Annotated in this window: 19 protein-coding genes; 14 read left to right on the forward strand and 5 right to left on the reverse strand. The window is 66.7% G+C overall.

The window, feature by feature from the left end; all coding sequences use genetic code 11:
• Positions 1-666, forward strand: a 666-nt coding sequence (locus tag NZ849_RS10565) for a hypothetical protein (protein WP_295407055.1), incomplete at its 5' end; no start/stop codon positions are given.
• 1 nt (position 667) lies between these two features.
• Here NZ849_RS10565 and NZ849_RS10570 read toward each other — a convergent pair.
• On the reverse strand, positions 668-1138 hold the full coding sequence (locus tag NZ849_RS10570) for a hypothetical protein (RefSeq protein WP_295407060.1): 471 nt from the start codon (positions 1136-1138) through the stop codon (positions 668-670).
• Between the two features lie 96 nt (positions 1139-1234).
• On the opposite strand from NZ849_RS10570, the gene glmM reads away from it, so the two are divergent.
• From glmM to NZ849_RS10600, 6 genes are all read left to right on the forward strand, one after another.
• Positions 1235-2545: a phosphoglucosamine mutase gene (gene glmM, locus NZ849_RS10575; protein ID WP_295407062.1), complete on the forward strand. Its 1311-nt coding sequence runs from the start codon at positions 1235-1237 to the stop codon at positions 2543-2545.
• Positions 2542-2943 carry a thioesterase family protein gene (locus NZ849_RS10580; protein ID WP_295407066.1) on the forward strand — a complete coding sequence of 134 codons (402 nt, stop codon included), beginning with the start codon at positions 2542-2544 and terminating at the stop codon, positions 2941-2943. Before glmM ends, NZ849_RS10580 begins: the two co-directional genes overlap by 4 nt.
• Before the next feature lie 161 nt (positions 2944-3104).
• On the forward strand, positions 3105-4319 hold the full coding sequence (gene trpB / locus NZ849_RS10585; protein ID WP_295407069.1) for a tryptophan synthase subunit beta: 1215 nt from the start codon (positions 3105-3107) through the stop codon (positions 4317-4319).
• Entirely contained in the window at positions 4316-5104 is a 789-nt protein-coding gene (trpA, locus tag NZ849_RS10590) for a tryptophan synthase subunit alpha (RefSeq protein ID WP_295407073.1), read from the forward strand. Before trpB ends, trpA begins: the two co-directional genes overlap by 4 nt.
• Before the next feature lie 10 nt (positions 5105-5114).
• On the forward strand, positions 5115-5975 hold the full coding sequence (locus NZ849_RS10595) for a site-specific DNA-methyltransferase (RefSeq protein WP_295407077.1): 861 nt from the start codon (positions 5115-5117) through the stop codon (positions 5973-5975).
• Positions 5944-6834, forward strand: coding sequence for an MBL fold metallo-hydrolase (locus tag NZ849_RS10600; protein ID WP_295407081.1), 891 nt, complete (start codon positions 5944-5946; stop codon positions 6832-6834). The genes NZ849_RS10595 and NZ849_RS10600 overlap by 32 nt, the downstream gene beginning before the upstream one ends.
• Here the strand turns inward: NZ849_RS10600 and NZ849_RS10605 are convergent.
• Both NZ849_RS10605 and NZ849_RS10610 read right to left on the reverse strand, forming a co-directional pair.
• Positions 6831-7181, reverse strand: coding sequence for a carboxymuconolactone decarboxylase family protein (locus tag NZ849_RS10605; protein ID WP_295407084.1), 351 nt, complete (start codon positions 7179-7181; stop codon positions 6831-6833). The two genes, NZ849_RS10600 and NZ849_RS10605, sit on opposite strands and share 4 nt — an antisense overlap.
• A gap of 32 nt (positions 7182-7213) precedes the next feature.
• On the reverse strand, positions 7214-7891 hold the full coding sequence (locus NZ849_RS10610; RefSeq protein ID WP_295407087.1) for an HAD family hydrolase: 678 nt from the start codon (positions 7889-7891) through the stop codon (positions 7214-7216).
• 87 nt (positions 7892-7978) lie between these two features.
• Between NZ849_RS10610 and purB the strand changes: the two genes are divergently transcribed.
• The 7 genes from purB to purF are packed head-to-tail and all read left to right on the forward strand — an operon-like array spanning position 7979 to position 15393.
• Positions 7979-9289 carry an adenylosuccinate lyase gene (purB, locus tag NZ849_RS10615; protein WP_295407090.1) on the forward strand — a complete coding sequence of 437 codons (1311 nt, stop codon included), beginning with the start codon at positions 7979-7981 and terminating at the stop codon, positions 9287-9289.
• A gap of 19 nt (positions 9290-9308) precedes the next feature.
• On the forward strand, positions 9309-10022 hold the full coding sequence (gene purC / locus NZ849_RS10620; RefSeq protein ID WP_295407092.1) for a phosphoribosylaminoimidazolesuccinocarboxamide synthase: 714 nt from the start codon (positions 9309-9311) through the stop codon (positions 10020-10022).
• Positions 10023-10026: 4 nt separating this feature from the next.
• Positions 10027-10278, forward strand: a complete 252-nt coding sequence (gene purS / locus NZ849_RS10625) for a phosphoribosylformylglycinamidine synthase subunit PurS (protein ID WP_295407095.1) — start codon at positions 10027-10029, stop codon at positions 10276-10278.
• Positions 10275-10976 carry a phosphoribosylformylglycinamidine synthase subunit PurQ gene (gene purQ / locus NZ849_RS10630; protein WP_295407098.1) on the forward strand — a complete coding sequence of 234 codons (702 nt, stop codon included), beginning with the start codon at positions 10275-10277 and terminating at the stop codon, positions 10974-10976. Before purS ends, purQ begins: the two co-directional genes overlap by 4 nt.
• 36 nt (positions 10977-11012) lie before the next feature.
• Positions 11013-11762 carry an HAD family hydrolase gene (locus NZ849_RS10635; protein WP_295407101.1) on the forward strand — a complete coding sequence of 250 codons (750 nt, stop codon included), beginning with the start codon at positions 11013-11015 and terminating at the stop codon, positions 11760-11762.
• Positions 11762-13963 (forward strand): phosphoribosylformylglycinamidine synthase subunit PurL, encoded by a 2202-nt coding sequence (gene purL, locus NZ849_RS10640; RefSeq protein ID WP_295407104.1) that lies wholly within the window; start codon positions 11762-11764, stop codon positions 13961-13963. Before NZ849_RS10635 ends, purL begins: the two co-directional genes overlap by 1 nt.
• Entirely contained in the window at positions 13960-15393 is a 1434-nt protein-coding gene (purF, locus tag NZ849_RS10645; protein ID WP_295407106.1) for an amidophosphoribosyltransferase, read from the forward strand. The genes purL and purF overlap by 4 nt, the downstream gene beginning before the upstream one ends.
• 132 nt (positions 15394-15525) lie before the next feature.
• Here purF and NZ849_RS10650 read toward each other — a convergent pair whose 3' ends face one another.
• Positions 15526-16020 carry a CHRD domain-containing protein gene (locus NZ849_RS10650; protein ID WP_295407108.1) on the reverse strand — a complete coding sequence of 165 codons (495 nt, stop codon included), beginning with the start codon at positions 16018-16020 and terminating at the stop codon, positions 15526-15528.
• Between the two features lie 12 nt (positions 16021-16032).
• Positions 16033-16391, reverse strand: a 359-nt coding sequence (locus NZ849_RS10655; RefSeq protein WP_295407110.1) for a ferritin-like domain-containing protein, incomplete at its 5' end; no start/stop codon positions are given.

Consider the following 16391-nt stretch of genomic DNA (forward strand, 5'->3'; position numbering starts at 1 on the left):
CAGTGGCTCGAGCGGGCCCGGAACGCTTTGGGCGGGGCAGCCCTGGCCAACCTCAGAACCTACCGGGAGGTCACCCTTCACACCTACTACACCCCCGACGGCAGGGAGGAGAGCCGTATCGTGACCCTGCTGCTGGTGGACTTCGCCAACGCCCGGGTGCGGCTGGAAATCTACGACCCCGAGAGCCTGAACCAGCCCCGGCCAATCCCCTTGGCCCTGCAGCAATACAGCCCCAAGGAGAGCTTTTTCTGGAGCCGGGAGACCTCCTTGCGCCCTCTGCCTCCCCGGGAGCGGGAGATTCTGCGCTCGAGCCTCTTCACCGGCTGGTTGGGGCTCAAGTACGGCCGGGAGGGCCGGGAGCGGGCCCGGCTGGCTGAGGGAGCCCTGCGGGAGCGGCGGGGTCGTCTGCTTACGGTGCGCACCCAGGGTTGGGAGAGCACCTACCTGCTCACCCCCGAGGGGCTGTTGCTGGGCGAACGATTGCAGATACCGGGGGTGGGGGAGAGCATCACCTTTTTCTCGGACTACCAGACGGTTCAGGGGGTACGCCTGCCCCAACGCTGGGAGAACTACGTGGATGGGGTGCTGGCCGCCCGCGGCGAGGTGAGGGAGGTGGAGATTAACCCTATCTTCAGCGAGGCCGACTTCTTCAAGCCGGCCCAGTAGCCTAACGGGGGAAGAAGGGCAGCTCGAGGCCCACCAGGCTTGCGTACTCCACTTTCCAGCCCTCGGGGGTGAAGCGGAGGGCGGCCTCGCTGTTGCGGCGAAGAGCGCCTTGTTCAAGAACAGCCGCTAGGGTAAAGCGCAGGGTGGCCCTTTCTCCCTGGAGGCGGAGTTGCTGTACTTCCAGGGTGAAGCTGCGCAGGCTGGCCGGGCTTTGGCCGAAGGCCGGGCTGGGGTTCAGCAGAAAGCGTTGGCTCCAGCCGGGGTCCCCGCACCTGAGCCCCTCAAAGACCTGGCGCAGGGCGTTCTCGGCAAGAAACGCGCTGGGGGTGGGGCGGGCCTCAGGGTTGGGCCGGGCGATGGCCTGGAGGGCCTCCCTTGCCCAGTGGCAGGGGGGCACGTCCACAAAGGGGGAGGTGCCCGGCTGGGCCAGGGCGATTCCTCCCAGAAAGGCAAGTACCAGGGCTTTTTTCATAAGCCTACCCTGGCAGACCAGAACCATTCCGAAAAGGGGCCATCCCACCATTTTCCCCCAATGGGGGTGGGCTTCACCTGGTATAAACTGTGCCCGATGGAACGCCGCTACTTTGGCACCGACGGGGTGCGGGGGGTGGCCGGGGAGCCGCCCCTCACCCCGGAGTTCGTGCTCAGGCTGGGCCAGGCCGCGGGGGCTTTTTTCAAGGGCCGCACCCCCAGGCCGGTGGTGCTCCTGGGCAAGGATACTCGCCTTTCCTGCGACCTTCTGGAGGCTGCTCTGGCCGCTGGCCTGATGTCCCAGGGGGTGCGGGTCGAGCACCTGGGGGTGCTGCCCACGCCGGCGGTGGCCTACCTGACCCAGCGCCTCGGGGCCACCGCCGGGGTCATGATTTCGGCTAGCCATAACCCCTACCAGGACAACGGCATCAAGTTTTTCAGCCAGCACGGGGACAAGCTCTCCGACGAGGCTGAGGCGGAGATCGAGGCCCTTTTGGAGAAGGACCTTCCCACCCAGGGCATCGGCACGGTTTCCGATTTTCGGGAAGCCGAGCGGATGTACCTGGAGTTTTTGTCCTCCAAGGGAACCAGCCTGGAGGGCCTGCGCATCGTGCTGGATACGGCCAATGGGGCCACCTACCGCCTGGCTCCCCGGCTCTTTCAGCGTTTGGGCGCCGAGGTGTTCGTGATGTTTAACACCCCCGATGGGCGCAACATCAACAAGGGCTGTGGCTCCACCCATACCGATTTCCTGCGGGCCCAGGTGGTGGAGATGGGTTATGACCTTGGGGTGGCCTTTGACGGGGACGGCGACCGGGTCATCCTGGTGGACCGCAAGGGCCGGGAGTTCCACGGCGATCACCTGCTCTACCTGAACGCCCTGGTGCGCCGGGAGCCTGGGGTGGTGGGTACCCTGATGAGCAATATGGGCCTTGAGGTTAAGCTGCGCGAGGCTGGAATCCAGTTCTACCGCGCCGCGGTAGGCGACCGCTACGTTTACGAGAAGCTCAGAGCCACCTCGCTCTCCCTAGGGGGAGAGCAAAGCGGGCACCTCCTCTTCCTGGACCACGCCCCCACCGGGGACGGAATGCTGACGGCCATTTTGAGCCTCGAGGCGATGCGCCGCTCGGGCCGCGACCTCTCGGAGTGGTACGAGGCTCTGCCCATGTACCCCCAGCTTCTCAGAAACGTGCGGGTTAGGGACAAGCAGCGGGTCATGCGCCACCCCGATCTCCACCGGGCGATTCAGGAGGCGGAGCGGTCTTTGGAGGGGCAGGGCCGGGTGAACGTGCGCCCTTCGGGCACCGAGCCTTTGGTGCGGGTGATGGTAGAGGGGCCAGCCGGGGCTATTGAGGGAATAGCCGACCACCTGGTGGCCCTGGTGGAACGGCTGGACGGGACCCTATGACGGTGAGGCTGCCCCTCACGGTGCGCTACGCTGAGACCGATGCGATGGGCGTGGTGCACCACAGCAGTTACGTGGTCTGGCTCGAGGCCGCCCGGGTGGAGTGGCTCGAGCGCGTCGGCCTGCCCTACCCTGAGGTGGAGGCCCAGGGCCTGGCCTTTGCGGTGGTGGAGCTGGGCCTGACCTACCGCCGGGCGGCCCGCTTCGGCGAGGTGGTGGAGGTGGAGGTTTGGCTGGCCGAACTGGCCTCGCGCACCCTGAGCTACCGGTACCGCGTCTGGAGGGGTGAGGCCCTGCTGGCCGAGGGCTTCACCCGGCACCTTTGCCAGGATGCCCGGGGCAAAGCGGCGCGAATTCCCTCCCATATCGCCCGGGTTCTAGGGGCCCACCTTGGGTCTTGACGGGCAAGGCCCGGCTTGCTAGGCTCCAGCCATGCGGCCCCGTACCCCCCGCGGCTACAAGTGGCACCACCAGCGTTGGTGGCGGGGCTAGGCTCGAGCCCGGCATCGGCGCTCGAGCTTCTCTCGAGGTGTTGGCCTCGAGTTTTCGTTTTAGGTGCGCGATGAAGCTGCCCAGTTACCCCTTGCCCGATGCCCGGGGCCGCTACGGCCCCTTCGGCGGGCGCTACGTGCCCGAGACCCTAATACCGGCCCTGGAGGAACTCACTGAGGCCTACCTCCACTACAAAAACGACCCCAGCTTTCTGGCCGAGTACGCGCACTACCTGCGCACCTATGTGGGCCGCCCCTCGCCCCTGTACTTTGCCGAGAACCTCACGCGCCACCTGGGCGGGGCCAAAATCTACCTCAAGCGTGAGGACCTGAACCACACCGGGGCCCACAAGATCAACAACACCTTAGGCCAGGCCCTCCTGTGCAAGCGGATGGGCAAGAAGCGGGTGATTGCCGAGACCGGCGCGGGCCAGCACGGGGTGAGCGTGGCCACGGTGGCCGCCCTGATGGGCCTGGAGTGTGTGGTCTACCAGGGGGCTGAGGATATGCGGCGGCAGGCCCTGAACGTCTTCCGCATGAAGCTCCTGGGGGCCGAGGTGCGCCCGGTGGAAAGCGGCACCCGCACCCTGAAGGACGCCACCAACGAGGCTATCCGGGACTGGGTGACGAACGTGCGGGACAGCTTCTACATCATCGGCTCGGTGGTGGGGCCGCACCCCTACCCCATGATGGCCCGCGACTTCCAGAGCATCGTGGGCGAGGAGATTAAGGCCCAGCTCAGAGAGGCTGAAGGGCGCGAGAACCCCGATGCGGTCATCGCCTGCGTGGGGGGTGGTTCCAACGCGATTGGGGTCTTTGCTCCCTTTGCCTACCAGGAAGAGCGCCCCCGCCTGATTGGGGTGGAGGCCGCCGGCCACGGGGCGGCCTCGGGGCTGCACTCCCTTTCCATCGGGGCTGGGCGCAAGGGGGTGCTGCACGGGGCCATGATGTACCTGCTCTACGACGACGACGGTCAGATTCGCCCAGCCCACTCGGTCTCGGCAGGCCTGGACTACCCCGGGGTGGGTCCGGAGCACAGCTACTACGCTGAGGCAGGCCTGGCCGAGTACGTGGGCATCACCGACGAGGAGGCCCTGGAGGGCTTTCGGCTGCTGTGCCGGCTAGAGGGGATTATCCCGGCCCTGGAGTCGGCCCACGCCATCGCCTACGCGGCCAAACTGGCCCCCGAGATGGAGCCCGAGCAGGTGATTGTCATCAACCTTTCGGGCCGGGGCGATAAGGACGTGGTGGAGGTGATGCGGATTATGGAAGGGGGTGCGGCATGACCACCCGCGAGGCGTTTGCCCGGGCCAAAGCAGAGGGTCGCGCAGCCCTCATTCCTTACGTGATGGCCGGATACCCGAGCCGGGGGGCCGACCTCGAGCTGGTCAAACAGGTGCTACCCTACGCCGATCTGCTCGAGGTGGGCCTGCCCTACTCCGACCCCTTGGGCGACGGCCCGGTGATTCAGCGGGCCTCCGAGGTGGCCCTGCGGCAGGGAATCCGCGTGGCCGATGTGGCCGCCTTTGTGCGGGAGATCCGCGCCCTCACCGAGAAGCCCCTCTTCCTCATGACCTACCTCAACCCGGTGCTGGCGGTGGGGCCGGAGCGCTTCTTCCAGATGTTCAAGGAGGCCGGGGCCAGCGGCTTGATCCTGCCCGACCTGCCGCCCGACGAGGACCCCGAGCTGGTGGCCCTGGCGCAAGGGATGGGCCTCGAGACCACCTTTCTCCTGGCCCCCACCTCCACCGAGGCCCGCATCCGCACCGTAGCCCCTTACTGCACCGGCTTCGTCTACACCGTCTCGGTGACCGGGGTCACCGGGGTCCGCGACCGGCTGCCTGAGGGGCTGCCCGAGCTGGTGGGGCGCATTCGCCGGTTTACCGGGGCCCCGGTGGCTATCGGCTTCGGTGTTTCCAACCGGGCCACCGCCCGCCAAGCCGCCCAGGCCGCCGATGGGGCGGTGGTTGCCAGTGCGCTCATTCGCGCTCACGAGGAGGGGAGAGGGTTGGTGGAGGTGCTAAAGGAAGTGCAGGCGGGCCTTGTGGGCGCGCCCGGCCCGGTGCATTAGAATCGGCCCGATGAGGCGCATCGTGCAGGCCGAGTGCCTTCAGTACATCGCGACCCTGCCCGAGGCTTCCTTCCCGCTCATCTACCTGGACCCCCCCTTCAACACCCGCAAAACCCAAAGGCGCCGCCGCGTCCGGGCCATTGCGGACGAGATGGGCCCCCGCCAGGGCTTTGGCGGTAGGCGCTACCGAACCGAGGAACTCGCGGCCCCGGTCTATCCTGACCGCTTCGAGGACTTTGAAGCTTTTCTGATTCCCCGCCTAGAGCAGGCCTACCGCCTGCTCACCCCCACGGGCTCCCTCTTCGTGCACCTGGACTACCGCGAGGTGCACTACGTCAAGGTAGCGCTGGACGGCATTTTTGGCCGCAAGAGCTTCATCAACGAGATTATCTGGGCCTACGATTACGGGGGCCGCTCCAGAAGGCGCTGGCCAGCCAAACACGACACCATACTCTGGTACGCCAAAAACCCGCACCAGTACACCTTCAACTACGAGGCCATTGACCGCATCCCCTACCTGGCGCCTAAGGTGGTGGGGCCTCAAAAAGCAGCCCAGGGCAAGACGCCCACCGACGTTTGGTGGATGACCATTGTGCCGACGAGCTCCAGGGAAAAAACCGGCTACCCCACCCAGAAGCCTCTTCGGCTCCTGGAGCGCATCGTGCGGGTGCACTCCAACCCGGGGGAGGTGGTGCTCGACTTTTTTGCCGGCTCAGGCACCACCGGCGAGGCCGCAGCCCGTAACGGGCGGGGCTTTGTGCTGGTGGACGAGAACCCAGAGGCGGTGGAGGTCATGCGGCGTAGACTGGCCGCCTATGGGCCTGAGATAATCGTCTTCGATGCGCCCCATTCTGTACCACAGGCTCGGTAGCCTCGACCTTTGGGTTCTGAACGACGGCGAGTTCTGGCTGGACGGGGGCTCAATGTTCGGCGTGGTGCCCCGCGTACTCTGGGCCAAGCTGGCCCCACCCGACGAGCAGAACCGCATCCGGCTAGGGCTGAACCCCCTGCTGGTGCGGATGGGGGAGCGCTACATTCTCATCGAGACCGGGCTTGACCGCAAGGGGGACGAGAGGTTCCGCAGCATCTACGGCCTCTCCCAGACCAGCCCGGTGCTGGGGCAGCTTGCCCTGCTGGGGCTTGCCCCGGAGGACATCTGGCTGGTCATCCACACCCACCTGCACTTCGACCACGCTGGGCTCAACACCCGCTGGGTAGAGGGGAGGCTCCTGCCCACCTTTCCCAAGGCCCGCCACCTGGTGCAAAGGCAGGAGCTGGAGGATGCCCTGCATCCCCACGAGCGCAGCCAGGCCAGCTACCGGGCCGAGAACGTGGCGCCCCTTTGGGAGGCGGGGCGGTTTGAGCTGGTGGAGGGGGAGGCCGAGGTGCTGCCCGGGGTGCGGCTGGTGCCCGCGCCGGGGCACACGATCGGAATGCAGGTGGTGGAGCTCGAGTCCGAGGGGGAGCGGCTCGTCTACACGGGCGATCTAGTGGCCCTCAGAGTTCAGACCCCTCTGCTCTACATCCCGGCTTTTGACCTTTACCCCATGACCACCCTCGAGACCCGCAAGCGCCTGTATGCCCGCTGGCTCGAGGGCGGCTACCGGCTTTGCTTCGCCCACGAGCCGGGGCACCCTCTGGGACGGCTGGTGCGTACCGAGGGGGGCTATGCGGCGGAGGTTGTGGATGCGGGCGGACTGGGCTCGAGCGGGCCGGCTGGGGGCCCTTAGCTCTGGCCTAGCTTGCGCAGTATGGCTTGGAAGGTTTTCATGGCCGCTAGGGCTTTGGGGAAGCCCACAAAAAGGGCGGACTGGATGATGGTTTCGCGGATTTCCCGCTCACTGGCCCCGCAGCGCAGGGCCCCCTCCAGGTGGGTGGCGATCTCCTTGGGAGCCCCGAGGGCGATCAGGCTAGTGATGGCCAAAAGCTCACGGGTTTTCAGGTCCAGACCCGGTCGGGCCAGGATTTCCTCATACGCAAAGTCGCGGATGTAGGCATAGAGGTCGGGGTCCACCTCGGTTAGGCTTTCCTCGATGGCCCCGAATTTCTCCCCCCATATGGCTTTGCGCACGCTCATGCAGGCCAGTCTTAGGGCCAGGCCGCTTTTCGTCAAGCCCTTCCTGTAGCCAGAACCACCACCTGATTCAGGTCGCGAATAGCGGCGGGATTTCTTCCGTAAGCGTCGAAGAGGACGGGCCGAACGCCGGCGGCCTGTGCGCCCTGGATATCGTCTTCTGAATCGCCGATGTGCAGAGCCTCCCTCGGATGGACCCCTAGCCTGTCCAAAACGATGTGGAAAAAGCGGGGGTTGGGCTTGGCTACTCCCAGAAGGGCCGAGGCTCCAATGTAGTCAAAAAAATCGGCCAGCCCTGTGGCCCTGAGGACTCCTGGCAGCGTCCAGTCCCAGTTGGAGACCACCCCCAGCCGAAAGCCCAGCCCCTTTAGTTCGGCCAGCACCTCCTTGGCGCCGGGGGCAAGGGGCCAGATATGGGGGCTCTGCCAGTTTTGCGCCAGGTAGTCGGCAATTTCGTCGGCGTGCTCCTCCAGCCCGATGCCCCGCATGATCTCCCGGTGGAAAGCCCGCCAGAAGGCAAGCGCAGTGGTCTCGTCGGTGGCCTGCATGTGGTGCGCTGCGTAGTGCTGATAGGCCTCCTTGGTGGCCTGAGGGAGGCGGGCTGGGTCAGCCTTGGCCTCAAGGCCCCTTTGCTCGAGGAGAGGCCAGAGCCACAGCCTGGGGTGGCCCAGGATTAGGGTATCCCCCACGTCAAAAAGAACTGCCCGAATCATAGCTAACATACTACTGGTGGTCCTTGGGGTTGAGCTTGGCTTTGGCGCCGTGATACCCTCAGGGCGCTTTCGCCCGAGGAGGGTAGGGTGATTGAGCGATACCAGACTCCTGAGATGAAGGCCCTTTGGAGCGAGGCCCGCCGGTATCAGGCCTGGGCTCAGGTGGAGCTTTTGGTCCTGGAGGCCTGGGAAAGCCTTGGTAGGGTGCCCTCTGGCACCGCGGGCCGCTTGCGGGAAGCCCTCTCGCGAAGGCCTTTGGACGATGTCTTTGCGAGTCGGGTGGAGGCCATTGAGGCCGAGACCCGGCACGACATCGTGGCCTTCACCCGAGCGCTGACCGAGTGGGTGGGGGATGCGGAGGTGGCCCGCTGGCTCCACCTGGGCCTGACCAGCACCGACGTGGTGGACACCGCCCAGAACGTCTTGTTGGTAGAGGCCCTGGGCCTCATTGAGGGGGAGCTGCTGGGGGTGCAGGAGGTTCTGAAGGGGCTGGCCCTCCGTTACAAGCACCTGCCCGCAGTGGGGCGCACCCACGGCGTGCACGCCGAGCCCACCGCCTTTGGGCTGCGCTTTTTGTCGTTCTATGCGGCTCTATTGCGCGATGCTGAACGCCTCCGAAGGGCCCGCGAGGGCGTTCGGGTGGCCATGGTTTCGGGTTCGGTAGGGAACTACGCTCATGTGGAGCCTGCGGTGGAGGCCTATGTGGCCCGGCGGCTGGGCCTGGCGGTGGAGCCGGTTTCCACCCAGGTAGTCCCGCGCGACCGCCACGCCGAGCTCTTGAGCGCGCTGGCCATTCTGGGCGCTAACCTCGAGCGCATCGCGGTGGAGCTGCGCCACCTGCAGCGCACCGAGGTGCTGGAGACCCAGGAGCCTTTTAGCTACAAGCAGACGGGCTCTTCCTCCATGCCCCACAAGAAAAACCCGGTGGCCTTGGAGAACATCTCTGGCCTTTCCCGCCTGCTGCGGGCCAACCTGCAGGCCGCTTTGGAGAACGTGGCCCTCTGGCATGAGCGCGACATCTCCCATAGCTCGGTAGAGCGGGTTATCCTGCCCGACTCCACCACCCTGGCCCACTACGCCCTGCGTCGGCTCAAGCGGGTGCTGGAGGGGCTGGTGGTCTATGAGGCGCGCATTGCGCAGAACCTGCACCTGACCCGGGGGCTGGTCTACTCGCAGCGGGTGTTGGGGCTTTTGATTGAGGCGGGGATGGACCGAGCCTCTGCCTACGCACTTGTTCAGCGCAGCGCCCTGAGGAGCTGGGAGGAGGGCCGGGACTTCCGGGAACTCCTGGAGGCCGACCCCGACTGCCCCCTGAAAGGCGAGGCCCTGGCCCAGGCCTTCGACCCGGGCTATTTCCTGCGCCACGTGGAGGCCATCTACGCCCGGTTTGGGCTGTAGGGGTAGTATGGAAGGGGCTATGGACAGGCTTTACGAGGGCAAGGCCAAAATCATCTACCCCGGGCCCGAAGCGGGGTTGGTGCGGGTCTACTTCAAGGACGAGGCCACCGCCTTCAACGGGCAGAAGCGGGCCCAGATTGCGGGCAAGGGAGTGGTCAACAACCGGATTTCCGCCGCTTTGTTCCGCTACCTGGAGGCCCAGGGGGTGCCCACCCACTTCATGCGCGAGCTTTCGGAGCGGGAGATGCTGGTCAGGCAGGTGGAGATTGTGCCGCTGGAGGTCATCGTGCGCAACCGCGCCGCCGGCACCTTCGCCCGGCGCTACGGGGTGGAGGAGGGCCGGGCCTTGCCTAAGCCTTTGCTGGAGCTCTCCTACAAGAACGATGCCCTGGGCGATCCCCTCATCTACGGCGAGGCCGCCGTAGCGCTGGGCCTGGTCACGGACGGGGAGCTTTCCCTCATCCGGGAGTTGGCCCTCAGGGTCAACGACCTGCTCAGGGACTACTTTGCCCGGCGCGACCTCGAGCTCGTGGATTTCAAGCTCGAGTTTGGCCGCCTGCCCGATGGCCGCCTGGTGCTGGCCGACGAAATTTCGCCTGACACCATGCGCCTTTGGGAGATGAAGACCGGCGAAAAAATGGACAAGGACCGCTTCCGCCGTGACCTGGGCGGGGTGGAGGAAGCCTACCAGGAGGTGCTGCGGCGGGTGTTGGAGGCGCCCGCCTCGGTGTGAGCGTATGAGGTACCATCTAACCCTTCTTATTGAACTCAAAGACGGCATCCTTGACCCCCAGGGACGGGCGGTGGAGGGGGTTTTGCAGGGGCTTGGCTTCCGGGTTGAGGGGGTGCGGGTGGGCCGGGTGCTGGAGATGGAGGTGGAGGCCCGTGACGAGGCCGAGGCTCGAGCGGTGGCCCAGCGGATTGGCCAGGCCCTGGCCAACCCGGTGATGGAGGTCTTTGTGGTGGAGGCGGTAAAGGAGCTGGTATGAGGGTTGCGGTGGTGCAGTTTCCCGGCTCCAACTGCGATCAGGATGCGCTCTGGGCACTTCGGCTGGTCGGGCTTCGAGCCGAGCTGGTCTGGCACACCGAGGGAAGCCTCGAGGGCTTTCAGGCCGCTGTTTTGCCCGGCGGCTTCTCCTACGGCGACTACCTGCGGGCCGGGGCTTTGGCCAAGTTTTCCCCGGTGATGCAGGAGGTGCGCCGGCTGGCCCTGAGGGGTTACCCGGTGGTGGGCATCTGCAACGGCTTCCAGGTGCTCACCGAGGCCGGGCTGCTCCCGGGAGCGCTTCTGGCCAACACCAACCTGCACTTTACCTGCAAGGAGGTCTATTTGCGGGTGGAGCGCACCGATCTGCCCTTTACCAGCGCTTATGCGCAAGGGCAGGTGCTGAGGCTGCCCATTGCTCATGCCGAGGGGCGCTACTACGCCGATGAAGAGACGCTGGAGCGGCTCGAGCAGAACCGCCAGGTGGTCTTCCGATACGCTCCCGCGCCCCACGCGGCTGGGGGGCCAGACCACAACCCCAACGGCTCCCTCCACGACATTGCCGGCATCGTGAACGAAGGGGGCAACGTGCTGGGGATGATGCCCCACCCCGAGCGGGCAGTGGAGGAGGTGCTGGGGGGTACGGATGGGCTGGGCTTGTTCTGGAGCCTAAAAGCGGCCCTCGAGGTGCTTCCCGCCTGAATTCAGGGCCAGGACCGCTTGGCAAAGGAGGTAGGTATGACACCCAAGGCCATCACCTTTGACTTCTGGGGCACCCTGTTCACCGAAGGGCCTGAGTACGCGGGCCCCATTAAGGCGCTGCGCAATGAGATTTTGTTGGATGCGGCCTCGGAAGCGGGGGTGTCGGTGGAGATTGACGCGGTAATGGAGGCCTGGCGGCGGGCTGCTTTGGACTTTGAGGCGGCCTGGCAGGCCGAGCAGGTCATGACCCCTTTTGACCGGGTGGCCCGCATCTTCGGTTACCTGGGTCTGCCCTACGACGAGGGGCAGATTGCCCTTACCGCAAAGCGCATCGTGGAGGCCAGCCTCGAGGGCAACCTGGTGCCCCTGCCTGGGGTGCTGGAGGCCCTTCCCAAGCTGGCCCAGCGCTACAAGCTCGGCATCGTCTCCGATACCAGCATCGCCACCGGCCGCATTCTCCGGGAGCACCTGAAGCGGCACGGGCTGCACCACCTCTTCAGCGGCTTTTCCTTTTCCGACGAGACCGGAGTGGTCAAGCCCAGGCCCGAAGCCTTCCTGGCGGCCCTAGATGAGATGGGGGCCCGGCCCGAGGAGGCCCTGCACGTGGGCGACATCCCCCGTACCGATATCGCCGGGGCTTTCCAGACCGGCTACCCCTGGGCGGTGCTCTACATCGGCCACACCCACCGCAACGGGGCCCCTGAGCCCACCGCCCGCATCGCCAACCACCAGGAGCTTTTCCCCCTGCTCGAGGGGGTCGTTGGTCACCCGCCGAGGGCCCTGTGATGCAAGAAACCCTGCCCCCCCTGCTCCAGGAAACTGGCATTCCGCTGCACGAGTACCAGGAAATTGTGCGCCTTTTGGGGCGTGAGCCCAACCGGCTCGAGCTCTACCTCTTCAAGGTGATGTGGAGCGAGCACTGCGCTTACAAGAACTCCCGCCCCCTGCTGGGCCTGCTGCCCAAAGATGGGCCGGCGGTGCTGCAAGGCCCCGGCGAGAATGCCGGCGTGGTGGATATTGGCGAGGGCTGGGCGGTGGCCTTCAAGATTGAGAGCCACAACCACCCCTCGGCGGTGGAGCCGGTGCAGGGGGCGGCCACCGGGGTAGGGGGCATCATCCGCGACATCGTGGCCATGGGGGCCCGGCCCATCGCCCTTCTGAACTCGCTCCGCTTCGGCGAGCTCAGCTCTCCCCGCACCCGCTACCTGCTGCGGGGGGTGGTGGGGGGCATCGCCCACTACGGCAACGCCATCGGCGTGCCCACGGTGGGGGGCGAGGTTTACTTCCACCCGGCCTACCAGGAGAACCCCCTAGTAAACGCGATGTGCGTGGGGCTTCTGCGGGTGGAGGAGCTCAAGCGGAGCCGGGCCTCCTTAGGACGGCCCGTCTACTACGTGGGCTCCAAGACCGGGCGCGACGGGATTGGAGGAGCCGCGTTTGCCTCGGAGGAGCTTTCCGAAGAGAACGAGTCCAAGCGGCCCAGCGTTCAGGTGGGCGACCCCTTTATGGGCAAGCTCACCCTGGAGGCGACCCTCGAGGCCATCCGGCAGGGCCTGGTGGAGGGGGTGCAGGACATGGGGGCCGCTGGCCTCACCTCCTCGCTTTCGGAGATGGCCCACAAGTCGGGGCTGGGCCTCGAGCTCAACCTGGACCGGGTGCCCCGGCGCGAACCGGGCATGACGCCCCTGGAGCTCATGCTCTCGGAGTCGCAGGAGCGCATGGTGTTGGTGCCGCGCCCAGGCAAGGAGAAGGACCTCGAGGCTCTGGCAGCCCGCTACGGCCTGGACGCGGTGCCGGTGGCGCATACGGTTGCCGAGCCGGTTTTCCGGGTGGTGGCAGGGGGAGAGGTGGTGGCCGAGGTGCCCATCCGGGCTCTGGCCGAGGCCCCTACCTACGTGCGGGAGGGCCGGGAAGACCCGGCCATCGCCCGGGCGCGGGCCCGGGACTTGAGCGACCTGCCCCTACCGCAAGACCTGGAAGGTGTGCTGCCCCGACTCCTCGCCACGCCCAACCTGTGCAGCCGCTCACCCATCTTCGAGCGCTACGACCATCAGGTGGGTACCAACACCGTGCTCCTTCCCGGCAGGGGCGATGCGGCTATCCTGCGCATCAAGGGCACCCGGCGGGCCATTGCCGTCAAGGTAGACGCCAACCCCCGCTACTGCCGGCTTGCCCCCCGCCTGGGCGCGATGCACGCCCTGGCCGAGGCTGCCCGCAACGTGAGCGTGGTGGGAGCCCGGCCTTTGGCCTACACCGACGGGCTGAACCTGGGCAACCCCGAGACCCCGGAGGGCTACTTTGAGCTCTCTGAGACCCTTCAGGGCCTGGCGGAGGCTTCCAGGGCCCTGGGCCTGCCGGTGGTCTCGGGCAACGTTTCCCTCTACAACGAGGGCCCCAGCCACCGCATCCCCCCTACCCCCATGGTGGGCGTGCTGGGCCTTTTGGAGGAGGTGGAGCGCCGCGCCGAGCTGGGTTTCCGCAAGGAGGGGGAGTTTGTGGTGCTCATTGGCCCTGAGGGGGGCTACCTGGGGGCCTCGGAGTATCTTTGGCTCGAGCACGGCCTGGAAGCTGGAAGCCCCCCACCCCTCGAGCTGGCCCTGGAGGCCCGGGTGCAGGCCGCCATTCGCGAGCTTATCAGACGGGGCTGGGTGCAGACCGCCCACGACGTGGCCGAAGGCGGGTTGGCGGTGGCCCTGGCCGAGATGTGCTTTTCCTACGGCCTGGGGGCCACGGTAGAGCTCCGCAGCCAGGTCCGGCCCGATGCCCTGCTGTTCGGCGAGGCCCCCAGCCGGGTGCTCTTCACCGTAGACCAGACCCACCTCCATCCCGCAACGAAGCATTTGGAGGAGGCGGGTCTGCCCTACCGCATCCTGGGCCAGGTGGGCGGTGACCGTCTGACCATCCTTCTGCCCAAGGCTCGCTTGGAGTGGGGGGTGGGCGACCTGCGAAGGGCCTGGGAGGCTCCCCTGCGGGAGGTATTGCCGTGAGGGAGGACAAACCCCGCGAGGAGTGCGGCGTGCTGGGCCTGTGGTCCCCCGAGCCCCTGCCGGTGGCCGACCTACTGCACTTAGGGCTTTTTGCCCTGCAGCACCGGGGTCAAGAGGCTGCCGGAATGTGCGTTTCCAATGGGCAAGAGTTGGTGATTGAGAAGGATCTGGGTCTGGTCGCCCAGGTCTTCGACGAGGCCCGTATGGAACGCCTGCGCATCCCTGCGGCCAACCTAGGCATCGGGCACACCCGCTACTCCACCACCGGCTCCAACCTGCGCTTCAACGCCCAGCCCCTCAGTGTGCGGAGCTCCAAGGGCATTCTAGCCATCGCCCACAACGGCAACTTCATCAACGCCCTGCAGATTCGGCAACAGCTCTTGGAGCACGGAGCGGTCTTCCAGACCACCAACGACACCGAGGTGATGATCAACCTGATTGCCCGCTACACCCAGCTCAGCCTGGTGGAGGCTACCGCCCGGGCCATGCAGGAGCTCCTGGGGGGCTTCAGCGTGGTCATCACCGACCGGCGTACGGTGCTGGCCCTGCGGGACCGCAATGGGGTACGGCCTTTGGTGATTGGACGGTTACCCAACGGCGGCTGGGTTTTTGCCTCTGAACCCCCGGCGCTGGCCCTGATGGGCGCGGCTTTTGTGCGGGATGTGCGGCCTGGTGAGCTGGTCTGGGTGGAGCCGGCGGGCCCCTCTAGGGGCGAGCTCCGCTCGTGGCAGGTGCTGGAGCCCCGCCCCACCCCCTGCGCCTTTGAGTGGATCTACTTTGCCCGAGCTGACGCTGTCTTGGACGGCATCGGAACCCATCCCGCGCGTGTTCGCATGGGGGAGCGGCTGGCGCAGGAGGCCCCCGCCCAGGCCGATGTGGTGGTGCCGGTGCCGGACTCGGGGATAGGGGCCGCCATCGGCTACGCCAGGGCCTCGGGCATCTCCTTCGACTTTGGCCTGCACAAGAACCCCTACGCGGGCCGCACCTTTATCCAGCCCACCCAGGCGATGCGCGACCTGAAGGTGAGGCTCAAGCTCGCCGCCACCCCTGCGGTGGCGGGCAAGCGGGTGGTGCTGGTGGACGACTCCATCGTGCGGGGCACCACCTCGGGGCGCATCGTGCAGCTCCTGCGCGACGCCGGGGCCACCGAGGTGCACGTGCGCATCTCCTCGCCGCCCATCCGCTTCCCCTGCTACTACGGCATTGACACCGCGGCCCGCAAGGAGCTGGTCGCGGCCACCCACACCATCGAACAAATCCGGGCGCTGATTGGGGCCGACTCGCTGGCCTTCCTGAGCGAACAGGGCGTGCGCGAGGCCATTGGGGGGCCGGTCTGCCTGGCCTGCTTCAACGGGCAGTACCCGGCGGGAAAGCCGGAGGAGGAGATGCGCAAGGAGGCGCTCGAGACCGAAGGTGCGAGCATCAGGTAGGGCACAGGATGGCTTACCGCGCTGCGGGGAGGTCTCGTCTTGCGCTCGAGACCGAAGGTGCGAGCAGCCGGTAAGCCACAGGGCGATAGATAAAAGCCGGGCGGTATTTCCACCCGGCTTTTGTTGAGGCGTCTACATGACCAGAATCTGCCCCCGCAACTCGCCCGCGCGGAAGGCGGCAGTGTGGATGTCAAAGTAGAGCTCGCCCCGGTAGAGGCGGTTGAGGTCGTCAAAACTCAGCTCGAGCCGGTCCGCAAAGGTGCCGCTCCTCCCATCCGGGGCGCTTGTGACCTTTAGGGCCTGGAGCAAAGGGCCGTTTTGCCCTCTAGGCCCTCGGTGCAGGTGCACGGCGCTGGTCAGGCGGGCGTTCAGGGCCGGGTCATCCACCGGGTCGCGGGTGTAGTCGCGGAAGGGCCCGGCCAGGTTGGCCACCGCCCCCTGGAGGCTCAGGGCGGACCCCACCAGCTCGAGCCGCACCACCGCCAGGGCAGGGGTACTGGCCGGGTTGGGCACCACCTCGGCCCCGCTCAGCACCACCGCCCGAACCACGCCCCCTCCCTGGGCGCTTCCCAGGCCCAGCGCGACCAGGCTGGCCCCCAGGCCTCCCAGAAACCTTCTACGCTCCAAGGCGACCCTCCTTTACTTCCGGATGAAACCCTGCACGGCCTGGGTAGCCTGCTGCGGGGTGATGGAGACCGCAAACGCGCGGCCCACCGGCGTCTGGGGGCCCTCCACCCGCCCCCCCAGGCTCAGCACGGCGTCGCGCAGGATGGCCAGGTGGGCTTCCTCGTTCATGGCGATGCTGGCCGCCGCCGAGAGCACCGCCTTGTTCTGAATCAGGGGGATGGCCCCCAGGTAAGCCCCGGTGAAGGCGGTCTCGAGGGCCACCAGGGTTTCCAGCACCTTGAGGCGGTTGGCCGAGTTGAACTGCAGCTCGCCGTAGGTGAACTGGGGCCGGGCCACGGGCATAGCGCCAAAGGGGCCCCGGATGGTGTCGG

It is taken from the genome of Meiothermus sp. (assembly GCF_025060375.1).
Lineage (GTDB): Bacteria > Deinococcota > Deinococci > Deinococcales > Thermaceae > Meiothermus.